Origin of the sequence: Burkholderia sp. USMB20 (assembly GCF_000949135.2) — a bacterium.
Classification (GTDB): Bacteria; Pseudomonadota; Gammaproteobacteria; order Burkholderiales; family Burkholderiaceae; genus Burkholderia.
Genome location: NZ_JTAN02000021.1, coordinates 307,332 through 329,641, shown reverse-complemented (window position 1 = coordinate 329,641; position 22,310 = coordinate 307,332). Strand labels below are relative to the sequence as shown.

22 protein-coding genes are annotated in these 22,310 nt (G+C 69.7%); all 22 read right to left on the bottom strand.

The features are described from left to right. Positions 1-52 precede the first annotated feature (52 nt). Positions 53-1,012, bottom strand: coding sequence for a WD40/YVTN/BNR-like repeat-containing protein (locus tag PL79_RS31840; protein ID WP_044845662.1), 960 nt, complete (start codon positions 1,010-1,012; stop codon positions 53-55). 168 nt (positions 1,013-1,180) lie between these two features. After that, on the bottom strand, positions 1,181-2,386 hold the full coding sequence (locus PL79_RS31835; RefSeq protein ID WP_044845663.1) for an acetyl-CoA C-acyltransferase: 1,206 nt from the start codon (positions 2,384-2,386) through the stop codon (positions 1,181-1,183). 22 nt (positions 2,387-2,408) lie between these two features. Further along, positions 2,409-2,894 carry a MaoC family dehydratase gene (locus PL79_RS31830; protein WP_044845711.1) on the bottom strand — a complete coding sequence of 162 codons (486 nt, stop codon included), beginning with the start codon at positions 2,892-2,894 and terminating at the stop codon, positions 2,409-2,411. Next, positions 2,894-3,694 carry an SDR family oxidoreductase gene (locus PL79_RS31825; protein ID WP_044845664.1) on the bottom strand — a complete coding sequence of 267 codons (801 nt, stop codon included), beginning with the start codon at positions 3,692-3,694 and terminating at the stop codon, positions 2,894-2,896. The genes PL79_RS31830 and PL79_RS31825 overlap by 1 nt, the downstream gene beginning before the upstream one ends. Further along, positions 3,691-4,890 (bottom strand): acyl-CoA dehydrogenase family protein, encoded by a 1,200-nt coding sequence (locus tag PL79_RS31820; RefSeq protein ID WP_044845665.1) that lies wholly within the window; start codon positions 4,888-4,890, stop codon positions 3,691-3,693. The genes PL79_RS31825 and PL79_RS31820 overlap by 4 nt, the downstream gene beginning before the upstream one ends. After that, positions 4,887-6,131: an acyl-CoA dehydrogenase family protein gene (locus PL79_RS31815; protein ID WP_044845666.1), complete on the bottom strand. Its 1,245-nt coding sequence runs from the start codon at positions 6,129-6,131 to the stop codon at positions 4,887-4,889. The genes PL79_RS31820 and PL79_RS31815 overlap by 4 nt, the downstream gene beginning before the upstream one ends. A gap of 2 nt (positions 6,132-6,133) precedes the next feature. Next, on the bottom strand, positions 6,134-7,012 hold the full coding sequence (locus PL79_RS31810) for an SDR family oxidoreductase (protein WP_044845667.1): 879 nt from the start codon (positions 7,010-7,012) through the stop codon (positions 6,134-6,136). Positions 7,013-7,053: 41 nt separating this feature from the next. After that, positions 7,054-8,205: an acetyl-CoA C-acetyltransferase gene (locus tag PL79_RS31805; RefSeq protein ID WP_044845668.1), complete on the bottom strand. Its 1,152-nt coding sequence runs from the start codon at positions 8,203-8,205 to the stop codon at positions 7,054-7,056. Continuing rightward, entirely contained in the window at positions 8,202-9,272 is a 1,071-nt protein-coding gene (locus tag PL79_RS31800; RefSeq protein WP_044845669.1) for an acyl-CoA dehydrogenase family protein, read from the bottom strand. The genes PL79_RS31805 and PL79_RS31800 overlap by 4 nt, the downstream gene beginning before the upstream one ends. Before the next feature lie 35 nt (positions 9,273-9,307). After that, a complete protein-coding gene (locus PL79_RS31795; protein WP_044845670.1) occupies positions 9,308-10,477 on the bottom strand; it encodes an acyl-CoA dehydrogenase family protein in 1,170 nt (389 codons plus the stop codon). Further along, positions 10,474-11,283 (bottom strand): enoyl-CoA hydratase family protein, encoded by an 810-nt coding sequence (locus PL79_RS31790; RefSeq protein WP_044845671.1) that lies wholly within the window; start codon positions 11,281-11,283, stop codon positions 10,474-10,476. Before PL79_RS31790 ends, PL79_RS31795 begins: the two co-directional genes overlap by 4 nt. Before the next feature lie 25 nt (positions 11,284-11,308). Then, on the bottom strand, positions 11,309-12,397 hold the full coding sequence (locus PL79_RS31785) for an NAD(P)H-dependent flavin oxidoreductase (RefSeq protein ID WP_044845672.1): 1,089 nt from the start codon (positions 12,395-12,397) through the stop codon (positions 11,309-11,311). Further along, positions 12,394-13,320 carry an enoyl-CoA hydratase gene (locus tag PL79_RS31780; protein ID WP_044845673.1) on the bottom strand — a complete coding sequence of 309 codons (927 nt, stop codon included), beginning with the start codon at positions 13,318-13,320 and terminating at the stop codon, positions 12,394-12,396. The genes PL79_RS31785 and PL79_RS31780 overlap by 4 nt, the downstream gene beginning before the upstream one ends. An 8-nt stretch (positions 13,321-13,328) precedes the next feature. Further along, positions 13,329-14,126, bottom strand: a complete 798-nt coding sequence (locus PL79_RS31775) for a CoA-transferase subunit beta (RefSeq protein ID WP_044845674.1) — start codon at positions 14,124-14,126, stop codon at positions 13,329-13,331. A gap of 10 nt (positions 14,127-14,136) precedes the next feature. Continuing rightward, positions 14,137-15,030, bottom strand: a complete 894-nt coding sequence (locus tag PL79_RS31770) for a CoA transferase subunit A (protein WP_044845675.1) — start codon at positions 15,028-15,030, stop codon at positions 14,137-14,139. 9 nt (positions 15,031-15,039) lie between these two features. After that, on the bottom strand, positions 15,040-15,936 hold the full coding sequence (locus PL79_RS31765) for a VOC family protein (protein WP_044845676.1): 897 nt from the start codon (positions 15,934-15,936) through the stop codon (positions 15,040-15,042). Positions 15,937-16,185: 249 nt separating this feature from the next. After that, positions 16,186-16,602 carry a type II toxin-antitoxin system VapC family toxin gene (locus PL79_RS31760; protein ID WP_193759899.1) on the bottom strand — a complete coding sequence of 139 codons (417 nt, stop codon included), beginning with the start codon at positions 16,600-16,602 and terminating at the stop codon, positions 16,186-16,188. After that, positions 16,589-16,825, bottom strand: a complete 237-nt coding sequence (locus PL79_RS31755) for a FitA-like ribbon-helix-helix domain-containing protein (RefSeq protein WP_014899176.1) — start codon at positions 16,823-16,825, stop codon at positions 16,589-16,591. The genes PL79_RS31760 and PL79_RS31755 overlap by 14 nt, the downstream gene beginning before the upstream one ends. A gap of 509 nt (positions 16,826-17,334) precedes the next feature. Then, a complete protein-coding gene (locus PL79_RS31745; RefSeq protein ID WP_082088562.1) occupies positions 17,335-18,012 on the bottom strand; it encodes a hypothetical protein in 678 nt (225 codons plus the stop codon). 785 nt (positions 18,013-18,797) lie between these two features. Beyond that, positions 18,798-19,571, bottom strand: a complete 774-nt coding sequence (locus PL79_RS31740) for an SDR family NAD(P)-dependent oxidoreductase (RefSeq protein WP_044845678.1) — start codon at positions 19,569-19,571, stop codon at positions 18,798-18,800. A 37-nt stretch (positions 19,572-19,608) separates the two neighbouring features. Next, positions 19,609-21,195 (bottom strand): FadD3 family acyl-CoA ligase, encoded by a 1,587-nt coding sequence (locus PL79_RS31735; RefSeq protein WP_044845679.1) that lies wholly within the window; start codon positions 21,193-21,195, stop codon positions 19,609-19,611. A 46-nt stretch (positions 21,196-21,241) separates the two neighbouring features. Continuing rightward, a complete protein-coding gene (locus tag PL79_RS31730; RefSeq protein ID WP_044845713.1) occupies positions 21,242-22,309 on the bottom strand; it encodes a ferredoxin--NADP reductase in 1,068 nt (355 codons plus the stop codon). Between the last annotated feature and the right edge of the window lies 1 nt (position 22,310).

Here is a 22,310-nt window from a genome sequence, read left to right as displayed (position 1 = left end):
GAACAGGCGATGCGGACGATGCGGGCAGCGCGAAGGCGAGCGCCGCCGCGCATCAGGACGGCGACGCAGCGAGCGGCGCGACGCCGGCCTCGCCCCCGAGCAGCAGCGCGCCGCGGCCCATGTCGAGCACGGCCGCGAGGCTCTGCACGCCGCCGAGCTTGCGCACGTCGAAGGTCAGGCCGCCGTCGCGCGACCCGACGATCGCGCCGCCCTGCCCGACCAGCACGAGTTCGCCATCGGCAAGCTGGGTCGCGCCGAAATACGACACCGGCACGTGGCTGTCGACGTGCGTCCAGGTCGCGCCGCGATCGGTGCTGCGCAACACGTTGCCGCGCATGCCGTATGCGACCCAGTCGCCGTTCGCGAGCATCAGCGCGCCGAACAGCGAGCCTTGGTACGGCGACGGCACCTTGTCCCAGCTCGCGCCGTTGTCGGTCGAGCGCAGCAGCGTGCCGCTCTCGCCGGCGATCAGCAGGTCGCCGTGGCCGTCGCCGACGATCGCGTTCAGGTGGCGGTCGCCCGCCGGTGTCTTGAGCGGCTGCCACGTGAGCCCCGCATCGTCCGAGCGCAGCAGCTGGCCGAAACTGCCGGCCGCGAACAGCGGGCCGTTCGCGGTTCCCCACACGGACAGCAGCGGGTCGGAATGCGCGTTGTCGCCATGAACTTCGCGCCAGTGCACACCCGCGTCGTCGCTGCGCAGGATCCGGCCGTCGTGGCCGACGGCGATGCCGAGCGTCGGCGTGACGAAGCTCACCTGCGTGAGCGTCGATCCCTGGTCCGGCGTGACCGACGCCGGCCGCCAGCGGCCGCCCGCATCGTCGCTCAACAGGATGACGCCGCGCTCGCCGACCGCGACGATGCGCGTGCCGGCGCGGGCGAGCCCGTTGATCTGCAGGCGGTCCGCATGGATCGCGGTGACCGGGAACGCCGGCAGCGGGCGCGGCGAGAACGCGAACAGCGCGGCGCCGAGCACGAGCGCCGACATCGCGAGTCCTGGCAAAGTACGTTTCATCGGTTTGTCTCCTTCTCTGCGAGCGGCCCGGGCCCGCGCCGACGCGCTCGCCCTGCCGCTGCAAGTCTCCGGGCCGTCGGTCGTTGCCGCGGCCTCGAATGGTCCCGAATGGATGGCAGCCGAACCGGGCTGCCGGCTCGGCTGCCGGTGAGCCTTGCTCGAGCGTCGTTACGCGCCGACCTCGAACAGCGCGGCGGCACCCATCCCGCCGCCGATGCACATCGTCACGACCGCATGCCGCACGCCGCGGCGCGCGCCTTCGAGCAGCGCGTGCATCGTCATCCGCGTGCCCGACATCCCGAACGGGTGGCCGAGCGCGATCGCGCCGCCGTCGACGTTCAGCCGCTCGTCGGGGATGCCGAGCGTGTCGCGGCAATACAGCGCCTGGCACGCGAACGCCTCGTTCAGCTCCCACAGCCCGACGTCGCGCACGGTCATCCCGAAACGTTCCAGCAGCTTCGGAATCGCGAACACCGGGCCGATGCCCATCTCGTCCGGCTCGCAGCCGGCCACGGCCAGCCCGCGGAACGTGCCGAGCGGCGTCAGTCCGCGACGCTCCGCCTCGGCCCGCGACATCACGACGACCGCCGCCGCGCCGTCCGACAGCTGCGACGCGTTGCCGGCCGTCACGAACTCGCCCTGCTCAACGACCTTGCCGCCGCTCCACGACGGCTTGAGCCCCGCGAGCCGTTCGGCCGTCGTGTCGGCGCGCACGCCCTCGTCGCGCGCCGCGCGGACGGCTTCGTGGCCGGTCGGGTTGCCATCCCTGTCGAACAGCGCGCGCCGCACGTCGAGCGGCGCGATTTCCGCGTCGAAGCGGCCGGCCGCCTGCGCGTCGGCCGTGCGCTGGTGGCTCTGCAGCGCGAATTCGTCCTGCGCGGCACGCGAGATGCCGTAACGGCGCGACACGATCTCGGCCGTTTCCATCATCGCCATGTACGCGGCAGGCTGATGGTCGAGCACGGCCTGCGAACGCGCGCGGTAGCCGTTCTTGTGCTTGTTCTGCGTGAGCGAGATCGATTCGACGCCGCCCGCGACGACGATCCGCGCGTCGCCCGCGCCGATGCTGCGCGCGGCGCTCGCGATCGACATCAGGCCCGACGAGCACATGCGGTCGATCGACATGCCGGGCACCGACGCCGGCAGCCCGGCCGCCGCGGCCGACAGGCGGCCGATGTTGTAGCCCTGCGTGCCCTGCTGCGCGGCGCAGCCGATCAGCACGTCGTCGACGTCGGCCGGCGCGACGCCCGCGCGCTCGAGCGCAGCGCGCACGACGTGGCCGCCCAGCGCGGGCGCCTCGGTGTCGTTGAACATGCCGCGAAACGCCTTGCCGATCGGCGTGCGTGCGACGGAAACGATGACTGCGTCTTCCATGAGCTGGCTCTCTGAATCGAAACTAGAAGTAGTAGCGGCTGATCGTGTCGGCGACGCAGCCGGGCTTGGCCTCGCCTTCGATCTCGACGGTCACGCGGACCCACGCCTGCACGCCGCCGTCGAGCGGCTCGACGCGCAGCAGTTCGCCGACGCCGCGCACGCGCGCGCCGACCTTCACCGGCGCCGGGAAGCGGATCTTGTCGCAGCCGTAGTTGACGCCGAGCCGCGCGCCGTCGATGCGCACGATCTGCGGCAGAAAATAATTGACGAGCGACAGCGTCAGGTAGCCGTGCGCGATGCACGCGCCGAACGGGCCGTCCTTCGCGCGCACCGGGTCGACGTGTACCCACTGGTGATCGCCCGTCGCGTCGGCGAAGCCGTCGATGCGGATCTGGTCGATCGCGAGCCAGGCGCTCGCGCCGAGCGTGTCGCCGACGGCCGCCGCGAGTTCGCCGGGATGCGCGAACACGCGGGGCGTCGCGCGCACGGGGTCGAGGGTCGCGCTCATCATGCGTGCTGGCTGCTGACCGACAGCACTTCGCCCGTCATGTACGACGCGTAATCGCTTGCAAGGAACACCATCACGTTCGCGACCTCCCAGACTTCGGCGGCGCGCCCGAAGGCTTCGCGCGACGCCAGTTGATTCAGCAGGTCGGCCGGGGCCGACTTCTTCAGAAAATCGTGCATCGCGATGCTCGGCGCGACCGCGTTGATGCGCACCCCGTAAGGCGACGCCTCGAGCGCCGCGCAGCGCGTGAGCGCCATCACGCCCGCCTTCGCCGCCGCGTAGTGCGCCTGTTCCGCCTGCGCACGCCAGCCGAGCACCGATGCGTTGTTGACGATCGCGCCGCGGCCGCGGGCCTGCATGTGCGGCAGCATCGCGCGCGTCATCCGGAACGTCCCGGTCAGGCTAATGTCGATCACCCGCGACCATTCGGCATCGTCCATTTCGACGATGCGTTTCGCGCCGCCGAGCCCGGCGTTGTTGATCAGTACGTCGACGCCGTCGAGCTTGTCCTGGGCTTCCGCGACGAGCGCCTGCACGTCGTCCTCGACCGCGACGTTGCACAGGCGGCCGTAGATCTGCTGCAGCCCCGTTTCGGCGCGCAGCGTCTCCACCGCTTGTTCGAGGCGTTTCTCGTGGATGTCGGAGATGAACAGCGCGCGACAGCCTTCCTCCGCGCAGCGGCGCGCGGCCGCGAAGCCAATGCCGGCGCCGGCGGCGGCCGTGATCAGCACCGATTTGCCGGCGAGCAGCTGGTGGCCCGGCACGTACGCCGGCGCTTTCTGGATCTGGGGTTCGGTCATGCGTTTCCTCGCGGTTCCCTGGGCATGCCGAGCCCGCGCTCGGCCATGATGTTCAGCTGGATTTCGTTGGTACCGGCGTAGATCGTGTCCGCACGGGAGAACAGGAACACGCGCTGCAGATGGGTGAGCTTCTCGTCGGCCGGATCGATCACGTTCGCGCGCGGCCCGAGCGCATCCATCGCGAGCTGGCCGAGGTCGCGGTGCCAGTTCGACCAGAAATACTTGTAGATCAGCGCCTCGCGGCGCAGCGGCGCGGTGGCGCCGTTCGCGTCGTCCGCGCCCGACAGCATCCGCAGCGCGTTGTAGCGCATCACGCGCAGCCCGGCCCATGCGCGGCCGATCCGCTGACGCAGCACCGGGTCGCGATCGGCGCCAGATTCGCGCGCGGCGTCGATCACCCATTCGAGTTCGCGGACGAATTGCATCTGCTGGCCGAGCGTCGACATGCCGCGCTCGAAGCCGAGCAGCGTCATCGCGATCCGCCAGCCGTCGCCCGGCGCGCCGACGAGATCGCGAGCTTCCGCGCGCGCACCGTCGAAGAACACTTCGTTGAATTCGGCGCCGCCGTTGAGCTGTTTGATCGGGCGAATCTCGATGCCCGGCTGGTCGAGCGGCATCAGCAGGAACGACAGCCCCTTGTTGCCCTTCGACGCCGGATCGGTGCGCGCGAGCACGAAGATCCAGTCGGAGTCGTGCGCGAGCGACGTCCACACCTTCTGGCCGTGCACGCGCCAGGTACCGTCGGCGTCCTGCTCGGCGCGTGTGCGCACGTTCGCGAGGTCCGAACCCGCGCCCGGCTCCGAGTAACCCTGGCACCAGAACTGCGTGCCGGCGAGAATTCCGGGCAGGAAACGCGCGCGCTGGTCGTCGGTGCCGCACGCGACGAGCGTCGGGCCGAGCAGCCCTTCGCCGATGTGCCCCATCCGCCCGGGGCCACCGGCGCGCGCGTATTCCTCGTGGAAGATCACCTGCTCGGCGACCGAAAAGCCGCGGCCGCCCGCGTCGGTCGGCCAGCCGAGGCCGGTCCAGCCGCCCTGCGCGAGTTCCCGTTCCCACGCCTTGCGCAGTTCGGGAAACGCTTCCTCGTCGCCGGGGCCGCCGCGGTACTTCAGGCACGCGAATTCGCCGGTCAGGTGCGACTGCACCCAGTCGGCGACTTCGTGCCGCAATTGCTGTTCGCGCGTTTCGCTGTTCATTGAAGGGCTCCGGTGCGCGCGGCGGACGGACGCGTGGCGATCGAAGCCGACGGCGACGACGACGCGAGCACCGCGTCGTGCTGCGACGCGCCGCCGTCGATCGCCTGGCTGGCGATCCATTCGAGCAGTTGCGGCGTGCTGCCGAACTGCGCGCCCGACGCCTGCGCGCGCTTGAAATAAAGATGCGGGTCGTATTCCCACGTGAAGCCGACGCCGCCGTGCAGCTGGATCGCCTCCTGTGCGCAGAACGCATACGCATCGTTGGCGGCGGCTTTTGCGGCCGCGACGTCGGCGCGCAGCGCAGCGCCGGGCGTGCCGCTGCCGGCTTCCGCGTCCCACGCGTGGGCGGCGCCGAGCACGGCCGAGCGCGCGGATTCGATCAGCACCATCATCTGCGCGCAGCGGTGCTTGACGGCCTGGAACGATGCGATCGCGCGGCCGAACTGCACGCGCTGGCCGGTGTAGTCGAGCGTGAGATCGAGGCATTGCTGTGCGCCACCGAGTTGTTCGGCGGCCAGCGCGAGCGCTGCGAACCATGCGGTGCGTTCGAGCAACGTCGCGGCAGCGGCGCCGCTCGCGAACACCGCGTCGCGGCTCACCCGGGCCTCGTCGAGCACGACGCGCGCGATCGGCCGCGTCGCGTCGAGCGTGTCGAGCGGCGTGACGCACAGGCCCGACACCTTCGCGACGTCGATCGCGAACACCCCGATCGCCTGCCCTTCGTTCGCGATCCGTGCCGGGATCATCAGCAGGTCGGCGCGCGCACCGTCGATCACCTGCTCGATCGTTCCGGACAGCGCGTAACCGCCCGCCGCTTCTTCCGCGACGACCGGCAGTTGACCCGCGCCGGCCGGAAGCTCGAGCGGCAATGCCAGCGTCGCGCTGCACGCGCCTTCGGCCAGCTTCGCGAGCCAGCCGGTCGCGCCCGGCGTATCGCAGCCGGCCAGCGCAGTGGCCGCCAGGCACGCGGTCGAAAAATACGGCACGCACGCGACGCGCCGCCCAAGCTGCTCCATCAACAGCGTCTGTTCGACCGCGCCGAGCCCCATCCCGCCCGCCGCCTCCGGCAGCGCCAGCGCGTTCCAGCCCAGCTCGCCCGCGAGCGCGGCCCACAGCGCGTCGTCGCGGCCGGCCGCTTGCTCGATCGCGCGGCGCACGTCGGCCGACGCGCTGCGCTCGGCGAGCACGTCGGCTGCCGCGTCGCGGATCATCGCCTGTTCGTCGGTGAGCGCCAGATCCATCGTCAGCTCCCGTACACGCGCTGCGCGGGCCGCGCATCGGCCAGCAGCCGCGCGACCGCCGGGCCGACCTCGGCCGGCGCCCAGCGCGCGCCGCGGTCGACGCTCGGGCCGGTGCGCCAGCCTTCGGCCACCGCGATCATCCCGCCCGCGACCTCGAACACCTGGCCCGTCACGTCGGCCGACAGCGCGCTGCCGAGCCACACGACGAGCGGCGCGACGTTGGCCGGATCGAAATAGTCGAAGCCGCCGTCCTCGGGCTTCTTCATCATGTCGGCGAACACGCCTTCGGTCATCGACGTGCGCGCGGCCGGCGCGAGCGCGTTCACGCGCACGCCGTAGCGCTGCAGTTCGACCGCCTGCATCAGCGTGAGCGCCGCGATGCCGGCCTTCGCCGCGCCGTAGTTCGACTGGCCGATCGAGCCTTGCAGCCCGGCGCCGGAGCTCGTGTTGACGATGCGCGCGTCGACCGGATGGCCGGCCTTCGCGGCGTCGCGCCATACACGCGCCAGCACGCTCGACAGGCAGAAGTGGCCGCGCAGGTGTACGCGCATCACGTCGTCCCAGTCGGTTTCGGTCATGCTGGTGAACATCTTGTCGCGGCAGATGCCTGCGTTGTTGACCAGCACGTGCACGTCGCCGAATGCTTCACGTGCGGCGTCGACGATCCGCTGCGCGGTGTCGATCCTGGTGATGTCGTCGGAATTCGCAAGCGCGCGGCCGCCGCGTCGTGCGATCTCGTCGCACACGGCCTGCGCGGCCTCGTGCCGGATGTCGTTGACGACGACCGCCGCGCCTTCCGCCGCGAACGCGAGCGCGTACTCGCGCCCGAGCCCGCCGCCGGCGCCGGTGATGATGACGGTGCGTCCGTTACAGATTCCCATGCTGGTGCCTCCTGGATCGAGAGATCGTGAAAGTGACGCGCTCACAGGCGCTCGATGATCGTGACGTTCGCGAGACCACCGCCTTCACACATCGTCTGCATCCCGTAACGTCCGCCGGTGCGTTCCAGTTCGTGCAGCAGCGTCGTCATCAGCCGCGCGCCGGTCGCGCCGAGCGGATGGCCGAGCGCGATGCCGCCGCCGTTCGGGTTGGTCTTTTCGTGCGGGAAGCGCGTGTCGGCAAGCCAGGCCTGCGCGACCGACGCGAACGCCTCGTTCATCTCGACGACGTCGATCTGCGCCCAGTCGAGCCCGCTCTTCTTCAGCGCGGCCTTGGTCGCCGGGATCGGCGCGGTGAGCATCCACAGCGGATCGTCGCCGAGCACGCTCAGGTGATGAATGCGCGCGCGCGGCGTGAGGCCGTAGCGCTTCAAGGCATCTTCGGACACGATCAAGAGCGCCGCGGCCGCATCGCAGGTCTGGCTCGCGACGGCGGCCGTCAGCGAGCCGCCCGGCATCAGCGGTTCAAGCGTCGCCATCTTGTCGAGCGACGTGTCGGGGCGCGGCGTTTCATCGTGCTGCACGCCTTCGAGCGGCACGATTTCCCGCTTGAAATGGCCGGCCTCGATCGCCGCCACCGCACGGCGATGGCTCTCCAGCGCATAGCGTTCCATCGCGTCGCGCGACAGGTTCCAGTGATCGGCGATCCTTTGCGCGGCGACGAACTGCGATACCGGCGCGTCGCCGAAACGCGCGCGCCAGCCGGTGCTGCCCGAGAACGGGTCGTTGAAGCCCAGCGACACCGCGCTCGTCATCGCGGACGAGATCGGGATCTGCGTCATCGTCTGCACGCCGCCCGCAACCACCACGTCCTGCACACCGCTCATCACGGCCTGCGCGGCGAAGTGCACGGCCTGCTGCGACGAGCCGCACTGGCGATCGACCGTCACGCCCGGCACCTGCAGCGGCAACCCGGCCGCGAGCCAGCAGGTGCGCGCGATGTTGCCCGCGAGCGGGCCGATCGTGTCGACGCAGCCGAACACCACGTCGTCGTATTCGTCGGCCGGAATCGCGTTGCGTTCGACGAGCGTCTTCAGCACGAAGCCGCCGAGGTCCGCCGCGTGCACGTGCGCGAGCCCGCCCTTGCGGCGGCCGGTCGGCGTGCGCAGCGCGTCGACGATATAGGCTTGTTTCATTGATTGGTTTCCTCGAAGTCGAAGGTCTGCGCGGGGCCGATCGGCAATGCGTCGCCGAGGATCGCGTCGGCCACGCGGGCCTTGTGGAACGCGGTGTCGCCCCAGCTGCCGGAGAGCGCCCAGATCCGCTTCATGAAGATCTGCAGGTCGAGCTCCCACGTGTAGCCGATCGCACCGTGAACCTGCATCGTGTGGCGCGCGGCCAGCTGCGCGGCGGCGCTCGCCGCGAGCTTCGCGTGCGACACCAGCACCGCGCGCTGCGGGTGATCGTCGGCGATCGCTTGAGCCGCGCGCGCGACCACCGGCCGCGCGAACTCGTAGCGGATCGCGACGTCGGCGAGCAGGTGCTTGAGCGCCTGGTACGAACCGATCGCCTTGCCGAACTGCTTGCGCTGCGCGCTGTAGTCGATCGCGACGTCGAGCACGCGTTGCGTGAGGCCGAGCAATTGCGCGGCCACCGCGAACGCGCCGTGGTCGAGCGCGCGGTCGAGCAGCGGCGCGGCTTCGTCGGCGCCCGCGATGCGCGTGGCCGCCGACGGTTCCCAGTCAAGCGTGAACAGGCGCCGCGACGGGTCGACGCTGTCGACCGCGCGCCACGCGCACTGCGCGGGATCGACGCGGTGCAGCTCGCCGCGGTGCTCGCAGAGCAGCGCCTGCGCGACGTGCACGTCGGCCGCATACGGGTTCACCGGATGCACGAACGCGACACGCGCGCGCCCTTCGGCGATGTCGCGCAGCAGCGCGTCGCGCCAGCCGCTGGCGGGCAGCCGCGCGAGCACGCCGGCCGATACCAGCGCCGTGTCGAGCAGCGGCTCCGGGCTGCCGAAATAGCCGTAGGTCTGCGCGAGCAGCGCCCATTCCGCTTCGGTCAGGCCGAGGCCGCCGTGCGCTTCGGGCACCGACACGGCGGTCAGCCCCTGCGACGCGAACAGCGACCACAGCGCGTCGGAGCGGCCGGTCGGCGTGGCCCACAGCTCGCGGATCAGCTCCGGGGTCATCTCGGTCATCAGCAGGCGCTTCACGCTGTCCGCGAGCGCTTCCTGGTCTTCATCGAATACGAAATCCATACGATGTCCGTTCAGTGAGGGAATCGCCGGCGCGCTCACGCACGCGGCATGCCGAGCATCCGTTCGGCGACGATGTTGCGCTGGATCTCGTTGGTGCCCGCGTAGATCGGGCCGGCCTGCGCGAACAGGAAGCCGTCGAGCCAATGGCCGAGCGTCGCGTGCTGCGCGGCCGTCTGCGGGACGACCTCGCCGTGCGCGCCGAGAATGTCGAGCGCGGTCTGGTGCATCCGCAGGTCCAGCTCCGACCAGAACACCTTGTTGGTGCTCGATTCCGCGCCGATGTGGCCGCCCTTCAGCAGCCGGCTTGCGGTCGCATAGGTCGACAGCGCGTACGCCTGCGCGTCCATCCACGCGGCGACCACGCGTTCACGCAGCGTCGGGTCGCGATCCGCGCTGTCGCGGTGCGCGAGATACAGGTCGCGCAACGCTTGCGCGGTGCGCTGGAACCGCGCGGGCGAACGCAGCATCAGCCCGCGCTCGAAGCCGGCCGTCGCCATCGCGACCTGCCAGCCCGCGCCTTCGGCCGCGAGGCGGTTCTCGACCGGCACGCGCACGTCGTCGAAGAAAATCTCCGCGAAGCCCGTCTGCCCGTTCAGCTGGCGGATCGGCCGCACCGTGATGCCCGGCGCGGACAGCGGCACCATCAGGAACGTGAGCCCGTGGTGACGCGACGATTCGGGATCGCTGCGGAACAGCCCGAACAGCCAGTCAGCCCACACCGCGCGGGTCGACCAGATCTTCTGGCCGTTGAGCACGTATTCGTCGCCGATGCGGATCGCCGTCGTGCGGATCGCGGCCATGTCCGAACCCGCGTTCGGCTCCGACCAGCCCTGCGCCCACACGTGCTCGCCGGCCGCCATCGCGGGCAGGAAGCGCGCCTTCTGCGCGTCGGTGCCGAAGTCCATCAGCGTCGGGCCGAGCAGGAAGATGCCGTTCTGGTTCACGCGCATCGGTGCGTCGGCGCGCCAGTACTCTTCCTCGAAAATCAGCCACTCGATCAGGTCGCAGCCGCGCCCGCCGAGTTCGCGCGGCCACGTGACCATGCTCCAGCGGCCCGAGTGCAGCGTGCGCTCCCATTCGCGGTGCGCGGCGAAACCTTCCTCGGTATCGAAGCTCGGCAGCCGCTCGCGCGGCACGTGCGCGGCGAGCCATGCGCGGATTTCCGCGCGGAACGCCTGCTGTTGCGGCGTATAGGTCAGGTTCATGCGCGTGCCTCCTCGACGCCTGCCTGCGCGTCGAACCGCGCGTCGCGCTTCTCGACGAATGCGGCGCGCGCCTCCGTCGAGTCGTTCGTCATGTACGCCTGCAGCGTGAAGCCCTGCTCCCAGCGGTATTTGTCTTCGAGATCGCCATCCTCGACGCCGTTCAGCGCCTCCTTCGCGAGCCGCACCATCGCCGGGCTTTTCTCCGCGATCTTGCGGGCGATCGCGAGCGCCGCGTCGCGCAACGCATCGCGCGTCACCACCTGCTCGACCGCGCCGAGCCGATACGCCTCGGCTGCGTCGATCATGTCGCCGGTGAAGTACATCGCGCGCACCTTCTGCACGCCGAACAGTCGTTGCAGATGCGCGCCGCCGCCCATCGCGCCGCGGTCGATCTCCGGCACGCCGAAGCGCGCGCAGTCGGCCGCGACGACGATGTCCGCCGCGCCGCAGATGCCGATCCCGCCGCCGAGCACGAAACCGTGCACGGCCGCGATCACCGGCTTCGGGTTGCGGTGCACCGCGCGGAACGTCTCGTAGTTGCCGGCGTTGACCGACACGATCCGCTCCGGATGCGCGGCGAGTTCCTTGATGTCGACGCCCGCGCAGAAGCCGCGGCCTTCGCCGCGCACGACGATCACGCGCACGTCGTCGTCCTCGCCGAGCGCGTCGAGCGCGCGCGCGAGTGCATGCCAGCCCTGCGCATCAAGCGCGTTCACGGGCGGATGAGCGATCACCAGTTCGGCGATGCCGTCGGCGCGCTCGATCCGGAACGGCGTCGCGCCGCCCGGTTGATTGGATGCAGTCATCTCCAAAGCCTCCCTGTGATGTTTTTTACGCAGCCTGTGCCGCGGTCGCGCCGCGCAATGCGGCCAGCGCGTCGAGCCGCTCGCCGGCTTCCGCGACGATCCGCGCGATCAGCGCGTCGCACGATTCGATCGCGCCGATCATCGCGGCCGCCTGGCCGCTCGGCAGCACGCCTTCGTCCGGCCGCCCCTCGACGATCGCGCGCTGGATCAGGAACGGCGCGTTCGCGGCCATCAGCGTCTGGCTCGCCGTGTAGTCGTGCGAGCGCAGCGCCTTGATCGCGAGGCCGAGCATGTCGCCCGTGCTCAGGCCGTTCTGGCGGCGCCACGCTTCGGCCGTCTTCAGCGCGAACCACGTACGGCGCAGCGGGCCGAAGCGTTCGAGCTTCAGCAGGTACGGGTTGTCGATCATCCGTTGCGGCAGCCCGTCGAGCGCGTCCGACACGCGGATGCGCGCCGGGTCGCCGACCGCGACGTAGCGGTCGAGCGTTTCGCGCGGCACCGGCGATTCGGCGCTCATCAGGAAACGCGTGCCCATCGCGATGCCGGCTGCGCCATACGCGAGCGCGGCCGCCAGCCCGCGGCCGTCGAAGAATCCGCCGGCCGCGACGACCGGCACCCGCACCGCGTCGAGCACCTTCGGCAGCAGCAGCGTGGTCGGCACCGAGCCCGTGTGGCCGCCGCCTTCCGCGCCCTGCACCGTCACGATGTCCGCGCCGAGCTCGACCGCCTTCGACGCGTGCTTCGGCGCGCCGACGGTCGGCATGCAGACGATGCCGGCGTCCTTGAAGCGTCGGATCGTCTTCGCGTCCGGCCCGCGGCCGTAACTGACCGCACGCAGCTGGTGCTTGATCGCGAGATCGACCACCTGTGCGGCGTTCTTCTGGAACATGTGGAAATTGATGCCGAACGGCTTGTCGGTCAGCGACTTCACCTTCAGGATCTCGGCCTCGACCTGCCCGGGTTCGAGCGTCGCGCCGGCGAGGAAGCCGAAGCCGCCCGCGTTGGCGGTCGCCGCAACGAGCCGCGCGTCGGCCACCCAGCCCATCGCGGTCTGCACGATCGGGTAGCGGCAGCCGAGCAGGTCGCACAGCGGCGTATGCAGCGTCGTGCTCATGCGGCGGCTCCGTTGACGGCGGCCGGCGCCGCATCGGCCTGCGCTTCGTCGTCCGCCGGTTCCGGCTTGCGCTGCGAGCTGGCCATCTTGCGGGCGTCGTAGCCGCCGAGGCGGTCGCCGCTGACGAGCTCGTTGTGCGCATGCGCGAAGTGGTGCCATGCGAAGGCCGCGTCCATCGCCGCGCGCTTGCCCTGGAGTTCCTCGACGTGGTTCAGCGCCTGCTTGGTCAGCGTGAGGCCGAGACGCGGCATCGTAGCGATCTTCGCGGCGATCGCGTAGGTTGCATCGCGCAGCCGCTCGCGCGGCACCACGCGGTTGACCATGCCCATCTGATACGCGCGCTCGGCCGGCATCCGCTCGCCGAGGAACAGGAACTCCTTCGCGATGCGCGGGTTCAGCTCGTACGCATGCGCGAAATACTCGACGCCGGGAATCCCCATCCGCACGACCGGATCCGCGAAAAACGCATCCTCCGACGCGACGATCAGGTCGCACACCCACGCGAGCATCAGCCCGCCCGCGATGCACGCGCCCTGCACCATCGCGATGGTCGGCTTCGGCAGGTCGCGCCAGCGCCGGCACATCCCGAGGTACACCTCCTGTTCGCGCGCATAGAGAAATTCGCCGCCTTCCTTGTCGACGTGGTCGTACCACAGCGACGCGCGGTCGAACGACTCGTGGATGTCGCGGCCCGGCGTGCCGATGTCGTGACCCGCCGAGAAATGCTTGCCGGCGCCCGCGAGCACGATCGCCTTCACCGCGTCGTCGTGCGCCGCGCGCCGGAACGCCGCGTCGAGCGCATACGTCATCTTCGAGTTCTGCGCGTTGTGATACTCGGGGCGGTTCATCGTGATCGTCGCGATGCCGTCCTCGACCGCGTAGTCGACGACACCGTCGCCGAACGTCATCTGGGTCGCTTCCATGTCGGACCTCATCCGCGGCGCGGCGCCGGATTGTTGCGCACGATCGTCGCGCGCAGGTTGTGAGGGTCGAGCGCACGCACGATGCGCAAGTCTTCCGCATTCGGCGCGGCCGTCGTGCCCAGGTCGGGCGCCGCGATCAGCGGGAAGCCGGTTGCGTCCTGCACTTCGTCGAAGCTCACGCCCGGATGCAGCGAACGCACGCGGATCGCGTGGTCGGGCCCGCCGAAATCCATCACGCACAGGTCGGTGACGATGCTGCGCAGGTCGACGAAGGTCTTCATGCCGGGCAGCCGGCGCGCCGGGTTGTAGCCGACCGTGCAGACCATGTCGACTTCGCCATTGACGAACGTGCGCTTGCCGTGGCCGCTCGCGAAAAACGAGTTCGCGTGGTTCGTCGAGTTGCCGGGGAAGCCGCGCGCGCCGAGCAGCTGCGTCTTCGGACGCGTGTAGTCGTCGCCGAGCCACGAGATGTTGGCCTGGCCGAAACGGTCGATCTGCGTCGGCATCACCAGCGCGTGGCGGCGGCCGTGCCACAGGCAGTCGAACACGCGCTCGTAGGTCATCCAGCCGCTCGCCTGCACGCGATAGCCGTCGGGACGCGGCCCGAGCGGGATCGGCGCCTCGACGAGATACGCTTCGCCGTCGGTCAGCATCAGCCCGCTGTTGTACGCGAGCCGCGCGAGGCCGGCCGCGAGCCGCGGGCCCGTGCCGATGCCGGTCGCCAGCACTTCGCCGTCGTCGCGCCAGAGTCGCGCGGACGCGACGATCATCAGTTCCGCGAGGGAATGGTCGAGAGATTCGCTCACAGGCGCTCCTTTACAGAATCGGCAACGGCAGCGTCGTCACGTGCGACAGCCCGCCGACGCCTTCGAGGTACTGGCGCTCGTCCTGGCCGACCACGTCGCGCAGGTACGCCGCCGTTTTCGCGTCGTCTTCCGCGCTGGCGCAATACGCGCGCAGGTGCGGCAGGTCCCAGCCGTAGTCCGGCCCGCACGACGTCGGGTGCGCGCCGCCCGGCGCGTGCACGACGCCGGTGACGAGCGAGCGCTCGAACGGATTGCGGCGCGCGGCGTCGAGGTCGTCGCTCGCGAGCGACACGTCGACCGTTTCCGCCGACACGTAGCAGCGCTGCGCGGCGCGCGCCATCCACGCATCGAAGAACGGATCGGGACCGTCGATGCGCGTGTTGCCCATCCGGTCGGCCGCGTTCACGTGCAGCAGCGCGACGTCGAGTTCGATCGCCGGCATCGCGAGCAGCGTTTCGCCGTCGTCGTACGGCGATTGCACCGTGCGCAGCTGCGGCGCGTGATCGAGCAGCGCGGTGCCGAGACCGGCGCGCGTCGGCAGGAATGGCAGGCGCGCGGCGGCCGCGCGCAGGCCGAGCTGCAGCATCCCTTCATCGAGTTCCAGCACGTCGACGCGGCCCTGTTCGCGGGCCCGGCGGAAATGCGGCTCGAGCGGAATCACGTCGAGCGACACGAAGCCGAACACCGCCTTGCGCACCTTGCCGGCCGCGCACAGCAGGCCGATGTCGGCGCCGCCGTACGCGACGATCGTCAGGTCCTTCAGGTTCGAGCGCGCGATCTCGCGCACCAGTGCCATCGGCTTGCGCCGCGGTCCCCATCCGCCGATGCCGATCGTCATGCCGTCGGCGAGTTGCGCGACCACGTCGCGCGCGGACATCGTCTTGTCGAGAGGTTTCATCGTCATCGTGCTGGCTTACCGGTATCCGATGCTGAAATCGTGGCCCCACTGGCTCACCTTGGTGGCCTCGAACACCGCGTGCTTCGACCAGTCGACCGTGAGGCCGCCGAAGCCGTATTCGAGATCGAAGCCGCCGGGGGTCTTCATGTAGAAAGAAATCATCTGGTCGTTGCAGTGGCGGCCGAGCGTCGCCGACATCTTCACGTCGTGCGCGGCGACCCGATCGAGCGCGCGGCCGACTTCGTCCATCGAGTCGACTTCGGCCATCACGTGCACACAGCCCGATGGCACCGCCATCTCGAACAGCGCGAGGCTGTGATGGCGCGCGTTGCGGCAGTGCATGAAGTGAATGCGCTTCTCGGGTTCGGCGGGGTCCGGCGTGAACTTCACGCGGTAGATGTCGGACAGCTCGAAGCCGAGCACGCCGCGCACGAACGCGTCGGTCGCGTCGAACTGCGGCGCGGGCAGCACCGCGTGACCGAGCCCCATGTCGCCGGTGACGAAGCGCGCGACGCCCAGCGGCGACACAAAGCGGCGGAAGTCGCAGCGCGCGCCCCAGTACAACTCGTGGCGGTTGCCGGACGGGTCGGTGCACCACGCCATCGCCTGCACGCGGCGCAGCGCGGCTTCGTCGCGCGTGGCGCGCACGGCCTCGACACCCGCCTGCCGCAGTGCCGTCAGCGCGGCGTCGAACGCGGCGCCGTCGGGCAGTTCCCAGCCCGACGCGAAATAGCGATCGGTCGCACCGGGGACGATCACGTAGCGGAAATCGCGCTCGTCCATCTTCAGGTACAGCGCGCCGTCGGGCGCGTCGAGCACCTGCATGCCCAGCACGTCTTCCGCGTAGCGGCGCCACGCATCGACGCGGGTCGCCTCCACGACGACGTAGCCGAGCGCACGGACATCGATCATGTCGGCCTCCTCCAGGTTCAGAATCCGTTGTTCGTGAAAGGATTCTGGCCGGTCGGGGATGGCGTCACATCGTCTGTTGGGACGAGAGCGGACGGGTCTTTTAGGACGACGCCGGCCGGGAGAGGACCGGGAATCGGACGCGCGCTAAAGCCCGGTGATACGGGCTGCAAGCGGGCGATGCGCGACGGAGAACGCGCAAGGGAAGAAGGCGGGAAGCGATGGCGGATTGCCGCGACGCGGCAACCCGGCTCACTCGAACGGGTTCAGCAGCCGGACGCCGGTGCGGGCGAAATCGTCGACATTGCGCGTGACGACCGTGAGATCGTTGATCAGCGCGGTGGCCGCGATCAGCTTGTCGAGTGCGTGGGCCGGATCGGGTACGCGCAAATGGCCCCACATCTGGCTGGTCTCGAGATCGACCGGCAGGATGTTCGACGCATAGCCGGACAGAATCGTCGCCATCCATGCCTCGAGCGCCGACGCCTGCGGATGATCGCCGCGATGGCGGATCAGATCGACGCCGCGCCGAAGTTCGGCCACCGTGACGATCGACAGGTAAAGCGGGCTCGCGTCGGCCTCGGCCTGCCTGAAGAACGCGCGCACGCCGCGGTTGGTTCGCTTGCCCTTCCTGATCTCGCTGATGACGTTCGTATCAATCAAAAACACGCCTGACCTCGCCGGAATCCTGAACACGTTGGAAATCCGCGTCTTCGCCGACGTCCGGCATGCTCATCAGCACTTGCGCGAATGTCCTTCGCTTCGGCCGGCCGAGCGCATCGGCCAGAATGGCCCGATGTTCGGCCTCGGCACTCCTGCCGTTCGCCGCAGCCTGCTCTCGAAGGCTCTGAACGATACTGTCATCCACGTTACGCACCAGAAGATTTGCCATGAGTCCCTCCATCCAGATTGCTATCAATGATAGCGCCAACGCGGTGAATTGCAAGCATTGCTATCATCGTCGTGATCGGACGGAAGCCGGTGGTCGGCGTTGGCCGGCGGCAGCAGACGGCATGAAGCCACCCACGTTCCGCCGTCGGCCCGACGCGTCGAACTGCTGTCATCCAAGGTAATCCAGCCGCGGCGACGAAAAAAGACGGCCGAATGGCCATTCACCGACGGATAGTCCGCGCCGGTGGGGGATGTCCGACGCGCGCCGCACGACCATCACCAGCACCGCGACCAGAATCACGGACGCGATCGGCGACATCGTGCCGGTAACGACTGCGACGAATGCCTGGGCCGGCACGGTCTAGGTGAGTGCCAGGACGATAGATTCGAGCCGTTTCGGCCGGACGTTCCGGCAGTCCAGCAACAGGCAACGGGAAGGTCTGCGGATACGGCCACGGCACGAAAGCGTCGAACGGCCGGAGCGCGGCCGTGCCATAACGCGCGTCCCGCTCAAAACCGATACGAGATCCCGATCTGCAGCACCGGATACCACCGATACCGCGACATCACCCGGTTCAGTTCGTCGAGGCCGCTGGCGGTCAGAATCTGGCTCTTCTGCGGTCCGGCCGCGGCGGCGAGTTGCGGCGACAGCGTGTACGAGCAGCGCGGGATGCCGTACGCGACGCCCAGGTCGGCGACGAAACCGAGCCCCTTCGACGCCGGGCGGTGTCCGTAGCCGATCCCGACATACGGCATCACGGTCGGATAGCGTGCCTCCGCGACCGCGTACATCCCGGGGAGCGCCGGAAAACGCTTGCCGGCGAACACGTAGGTCCCGTCGGTGGGCACCGACACGCCGCGGATATCGTCGTCGTTGAAGCGCAATCCGATCGTCGCGCGAAAGCCGCTGCCGCGCCACGGAAAGATGTCCGCATACAGGCCGCCTTGCCGCAACTTGATGTCGTCCTGGTAGCGGTTGCCGGCCACCGTGAAGTCATGCGTCAGATTGATCGCGTTGAAATCCGCGTGCGCGCCCAGTACCGAATTGAAGCTGACGGCCGCGCCGATGCCGACGCCCTGCGTGCCGCCCTGCAGGTAGATTTCCTGCGCGTGCGCGCCGGCCGTGACTACCATCGCCAGCGCTGCCCATTGGTTCATTGTCATTTTCACGGGCGTCCCCCCCGACATGTGCCGGGCGCGCCGACCCGCCACGTGCAGCGCATGTCGCCACGCGCGGCGGGTCCCCCGGCACGACATCTTGCAAGCAAGCTTGCTGTTTGACGGATCGAGCGTACGATGCCCGTGCGTGCCGCCGATACGACGCAGCGTGTCCGGCACGACGGGCCGCTATCCCGCGGCTCGATCCGATCCCCGATATTTCGATGTCGTTACGTGCCGCTCCCGCGATTTGTCGTTGCCATCGGTCGCGATTGTGTCGAGCGGCCCCGACCTAACCGCAAGGCATGTGCCATGCGGCGCGAACCGGCACGGGACAAGCGTCGCGGCCAAACGTCCGCGGTGATGCTGGGGAGAATCGACGGAAATGTTTCAGGAACGCATCTGTTTTCGGCACGTCAGCACGTGCCTGATGCAGCGGAGCGATGCATCGGGTGCCGCGACGCGCGCCGGGCAAGCACGCGCGGCTGTCGGCACGCGTGACATCGCAACGGCGTGCAAGCACGTGTGACGTCACGCATGGCAGGAAATGTTTCATCGACGTGACCTCGCGCGAGTCGCGCGTGGTCAGGATGCGAGAAGCGCGCAGCGCGGATCAGGGTGAATACCGAGGACGGTGCGCGCGCAACCAGTTGCCGCCGAGACGGCCGTTCATGCGCTTCGACGCATGCATGCGGGCAGTCGCTCCCGGGCGCCTGCGGCGCGAAGATCGGGGATCGATACGGCGGATTCGGCGCCGAAAGCAACCGAACGTTCGTCTGCCGGCCCCGCTCTCCCGAGCGGGCTCCGCGCATCCGCTACAACCCGTACCCGCCCGAGACGTTCAACTGCTGCCCCGTGATGTAGTTCGCGCGATCCGACGCGAGGAACACTGCCGCACGCCCGATATCGTGCGCCTTCCCCCAGCGCTTGAGCGCGAGCATCTTCTGCGTGTCGTCGATCCACGCCTGGTCGAGCTGCCCCTGTTCGAGCAGCACCGGAAACATCCCGGCCTCGATCACGCCGACCAGGATCGAGTTGGCGCGAATCTCGTGACGGCCTTCCTCGCGCGCGAGCCCCTTCACCAGCGCCTCGTTCGCCGCCTTCGGCGCGACCGACAAACCGTCGCGATCCGGCCAGCGCAGATGCCCGGCCGAGCCGAGCGTGACGAACGACCCGCCGCCCGACGCACGGAAATGCGGCAATGCAGCCTTCGCCGCATTGAAGAAGCCGACCGTCTCGACCTCGATCGCGCGACGCCAGTCGTCGTGCGTCATGTCGCCGATGCGACGCTGGTTCACGAACGGGCCGGCCGCCCACACGATCGTGTGCACGCGGCCGTGCGCGCCGATCGCGGCCGCGAGCGCCGCATCGATCTGCGCGGGAGCGGTCACGTCCGCGCAATGCGTGGTGGCCGCGACGCCTGCGGCGCGCACCTCGCGCGCGACGCGTTCGGCCACCTCGGCCTTGCTGCGGTAACCGAGCGCGACCGGCACGCCGGCGCGCGCGAATTCGAGCGCGACGCCCTGCCCGATTCCGCCGCTGCCGCCGAACACGAGTACCGCGCCCTGCGGAAATCCGTTGTCGTTCATGCGTTCGTCCCGTTGATTTCGTACCGTGCGCCGGCGTTCAGGCCGCCGCTTCGGTGCCCGCGCGCAGCCGGTACTTCAGCACCTTGCCGGCCGCGCTCGTCGGCAGTTGCTCGACGAACGTGAAATGCCGCGGCACCTTGTAGTTCGCCATGTTGCTGCGCGCCCAGTCGTTCAGTGCGTCGGCGTCGGTGTGCGCGCCGGGACGCAATACGACATACGCATGCCCGACCTCGCCGAGCCGCGTATCGGGCACGCCGACCAGCGCGACCTGCGCGATTGCCGGATGCGCGGCCAGCAGCCGCTCGATCTCGGCCGGATAGCAGTTGAAGCCGCCGACGATGAACATGTCCTTGATCCGGTCGGTGATCTTCAGGTTGCCGTTCGCGTCGACACAGCCGAGGTCGCCGGTATGCAGCCAGCCGTCGGCGTCGACGGCTTCGCGCGTCGCATCCGGCTGGTTGAAGTAGCCGCGCATCACGTTGTAGCCGCGCACCCAGATCTCGCCGGTCTCGTCCGGCCCGAGCGCCGCGCCGTCCGGCCCCGCGATGCGCAACTCGACACCCGGCATCGGGCGGCCCGACGTACAGGCGACTGTCTCCGCGTCGTCGCCGTGGCGGCATAGCGTCGCGAACCCGCACGATTCGGTCAGTCCGTAGCCGGTCAGCACGGTCTCGAAGCCGAGCTCGGCGCGCATCCGCTCGATCAGGCTCGGCGCGATCGCGGCCGCGCCCGTCACCGCGATCCGCAGCGACGACAGGTCGCGCGTCGCGCGATCGGGCGCATCGAGCAGCGCGTAGTACAGCGTCGGCGGGCCGGGCAGCACCGACACGCGTTCGTCGGCGATGCGGCGCAAGACGTCGGCCGGCTGGAACACGAGATGCGGCAGCACGGTCGCGCCGCTCGACAGCGCGGCGAGCCAGCCGGCCTTGTAGCCGAACGTATGGAAGAACGGATTGACGATCAGGTAGCGGTCGTCCCGGCGCACGCCGGCGATCGTCGCCCACGCCTGCGCGGCGCGCAGGTTCTGCCCGTGCGCGGTCATCACGCCCTTCGGGCGGCCCGTCGTGCCGGACGTGAACATCAGGTCCATCACGGTATCCGGCGTCACCTGCGCCTCCCGCTCGCGCACGGCGGCGAGCGGCACCGCCGCGCCGCGCGCGAGGAATGCATTCCAGGTTTCATCGTGCGCGCCGGACGGCGGCTCGCCGTCGAACACGACGGCGCGTTCGAGCGTCGCGGGCCGGTGCGGTGCGAGCAGCGCCGGATAGGATTCGCCGAGGAAGGTGCCGCAGCAGAACAGCAACCGCGCACCGCCGTCGTGCAGGATACCGCCCACTTCCATGCCCTTCATCCGCGTGTTGACCGGCACGAGGATCGCGCCGACGGTGTGGATCGCCAGCGCCGCGACGATCCATTGCGGCAGGTTCGGTGCCCATACGGCGACCCGGTCGCCAGCGTCGATGCCGCTCGCGAGCAGCGCGCGCGCCGCTTCGAGACGCGCCGCGTCGAGTTCCGCATAGGTCAGCCGGCCGTGCTCCGACTCGATCGCCGGATGCGCGCCGTGGCGCGCGGCAGCCCGCGCGATCAGCGCGGGCGTGGTGAGGATTTCTTTGTCCATCGTCATATGCGTCGAAACAGGGTTGCCGTCGGTGCCATCGACACGTCGCGGCTCAATCGGGGAACACCACGCGCAGCGCGTCGCTCGCGGGCCGCGCGCAGCAGGCGAGCGTCCAGCCCGCCGCGATCTCGTCGTCGTCGAGCACGTGGTTGCTGTCGAGCGTCACCGCGCCGCGTTCGACGCGGCACATGCACGCGCCGCACTGCCCCATCCGGCAGGAATTCGGCGCAGGCAGGCCGGCGCGCAGCATCGCGTCGAGCAGCGTTTCTCCGGGCGCGCTGTCGAACGCGAACGCCTCGCCGTCGAGCACCGTCTCGATCGCCGCGCCTTCACCGTCGCCGTCGCGATCGTCATCGCCGGACGCCGCCGCCGTTGCGGTCGATGCCGCCGGATCGGCCTGCGCCGGCGCATCCGGCAGCGACGCGAAGCGCTCGACATGCACGCGCGCACGCGGCAGCCCGAGGCCGAGCATCGCGGCGAGCGCGTTCTCCATGAACAGCGCCGGCCCGCAGATGAACGTCTCCTGCTGGCTGAACGGCCGCGCGAGTTCCTCGAGATGCCGCTGCAGCGGCACGCCCTGCACGCTGTCGAGCCAGTGGATCACGCGCAGGCGGCCCGGATGACGGTGCGCAAGCTGCCGCAGTTCGTCGCGGAAAATCACCGCGCGCTCGTCGCGGTTCGCATAGATCAGCGTCAGCATCCCGCGTCCGTGCACGAGCGCCGATTTCAGGATCGACAGCACCGGCGTGATGCCGCTGCCGCCCGCGAACAGCAGCAGGTCGCCGTCGAGCGTGCGCGGCGTGAAGACGCCGGCCGGCGGCAGCACGTCGAGCGCATCGCCCGCGCGAATGCGGTCGCACAGCCAGTTCGACGCACGTCCGTCGCGCACGCGCTTGACGGTGATCTTCGGCGCCGCGTCGATGCCCGGCGCGCTCGACAGCGAGTAGCAGCGCGCGACGGTCGCGTCCGTGCATGGCACGTTCAGCGTCAGGAACTGGCCGGGCCGATACGCGAACGCATCGCGCAGCGCGGCGGGCACGTCGAACACGAACGAGCACGCGTCGTCGCTTTCGGCGATGACGTCGGCCACGGTCAGCCGGTGAAAACGGGGATCGCTCATC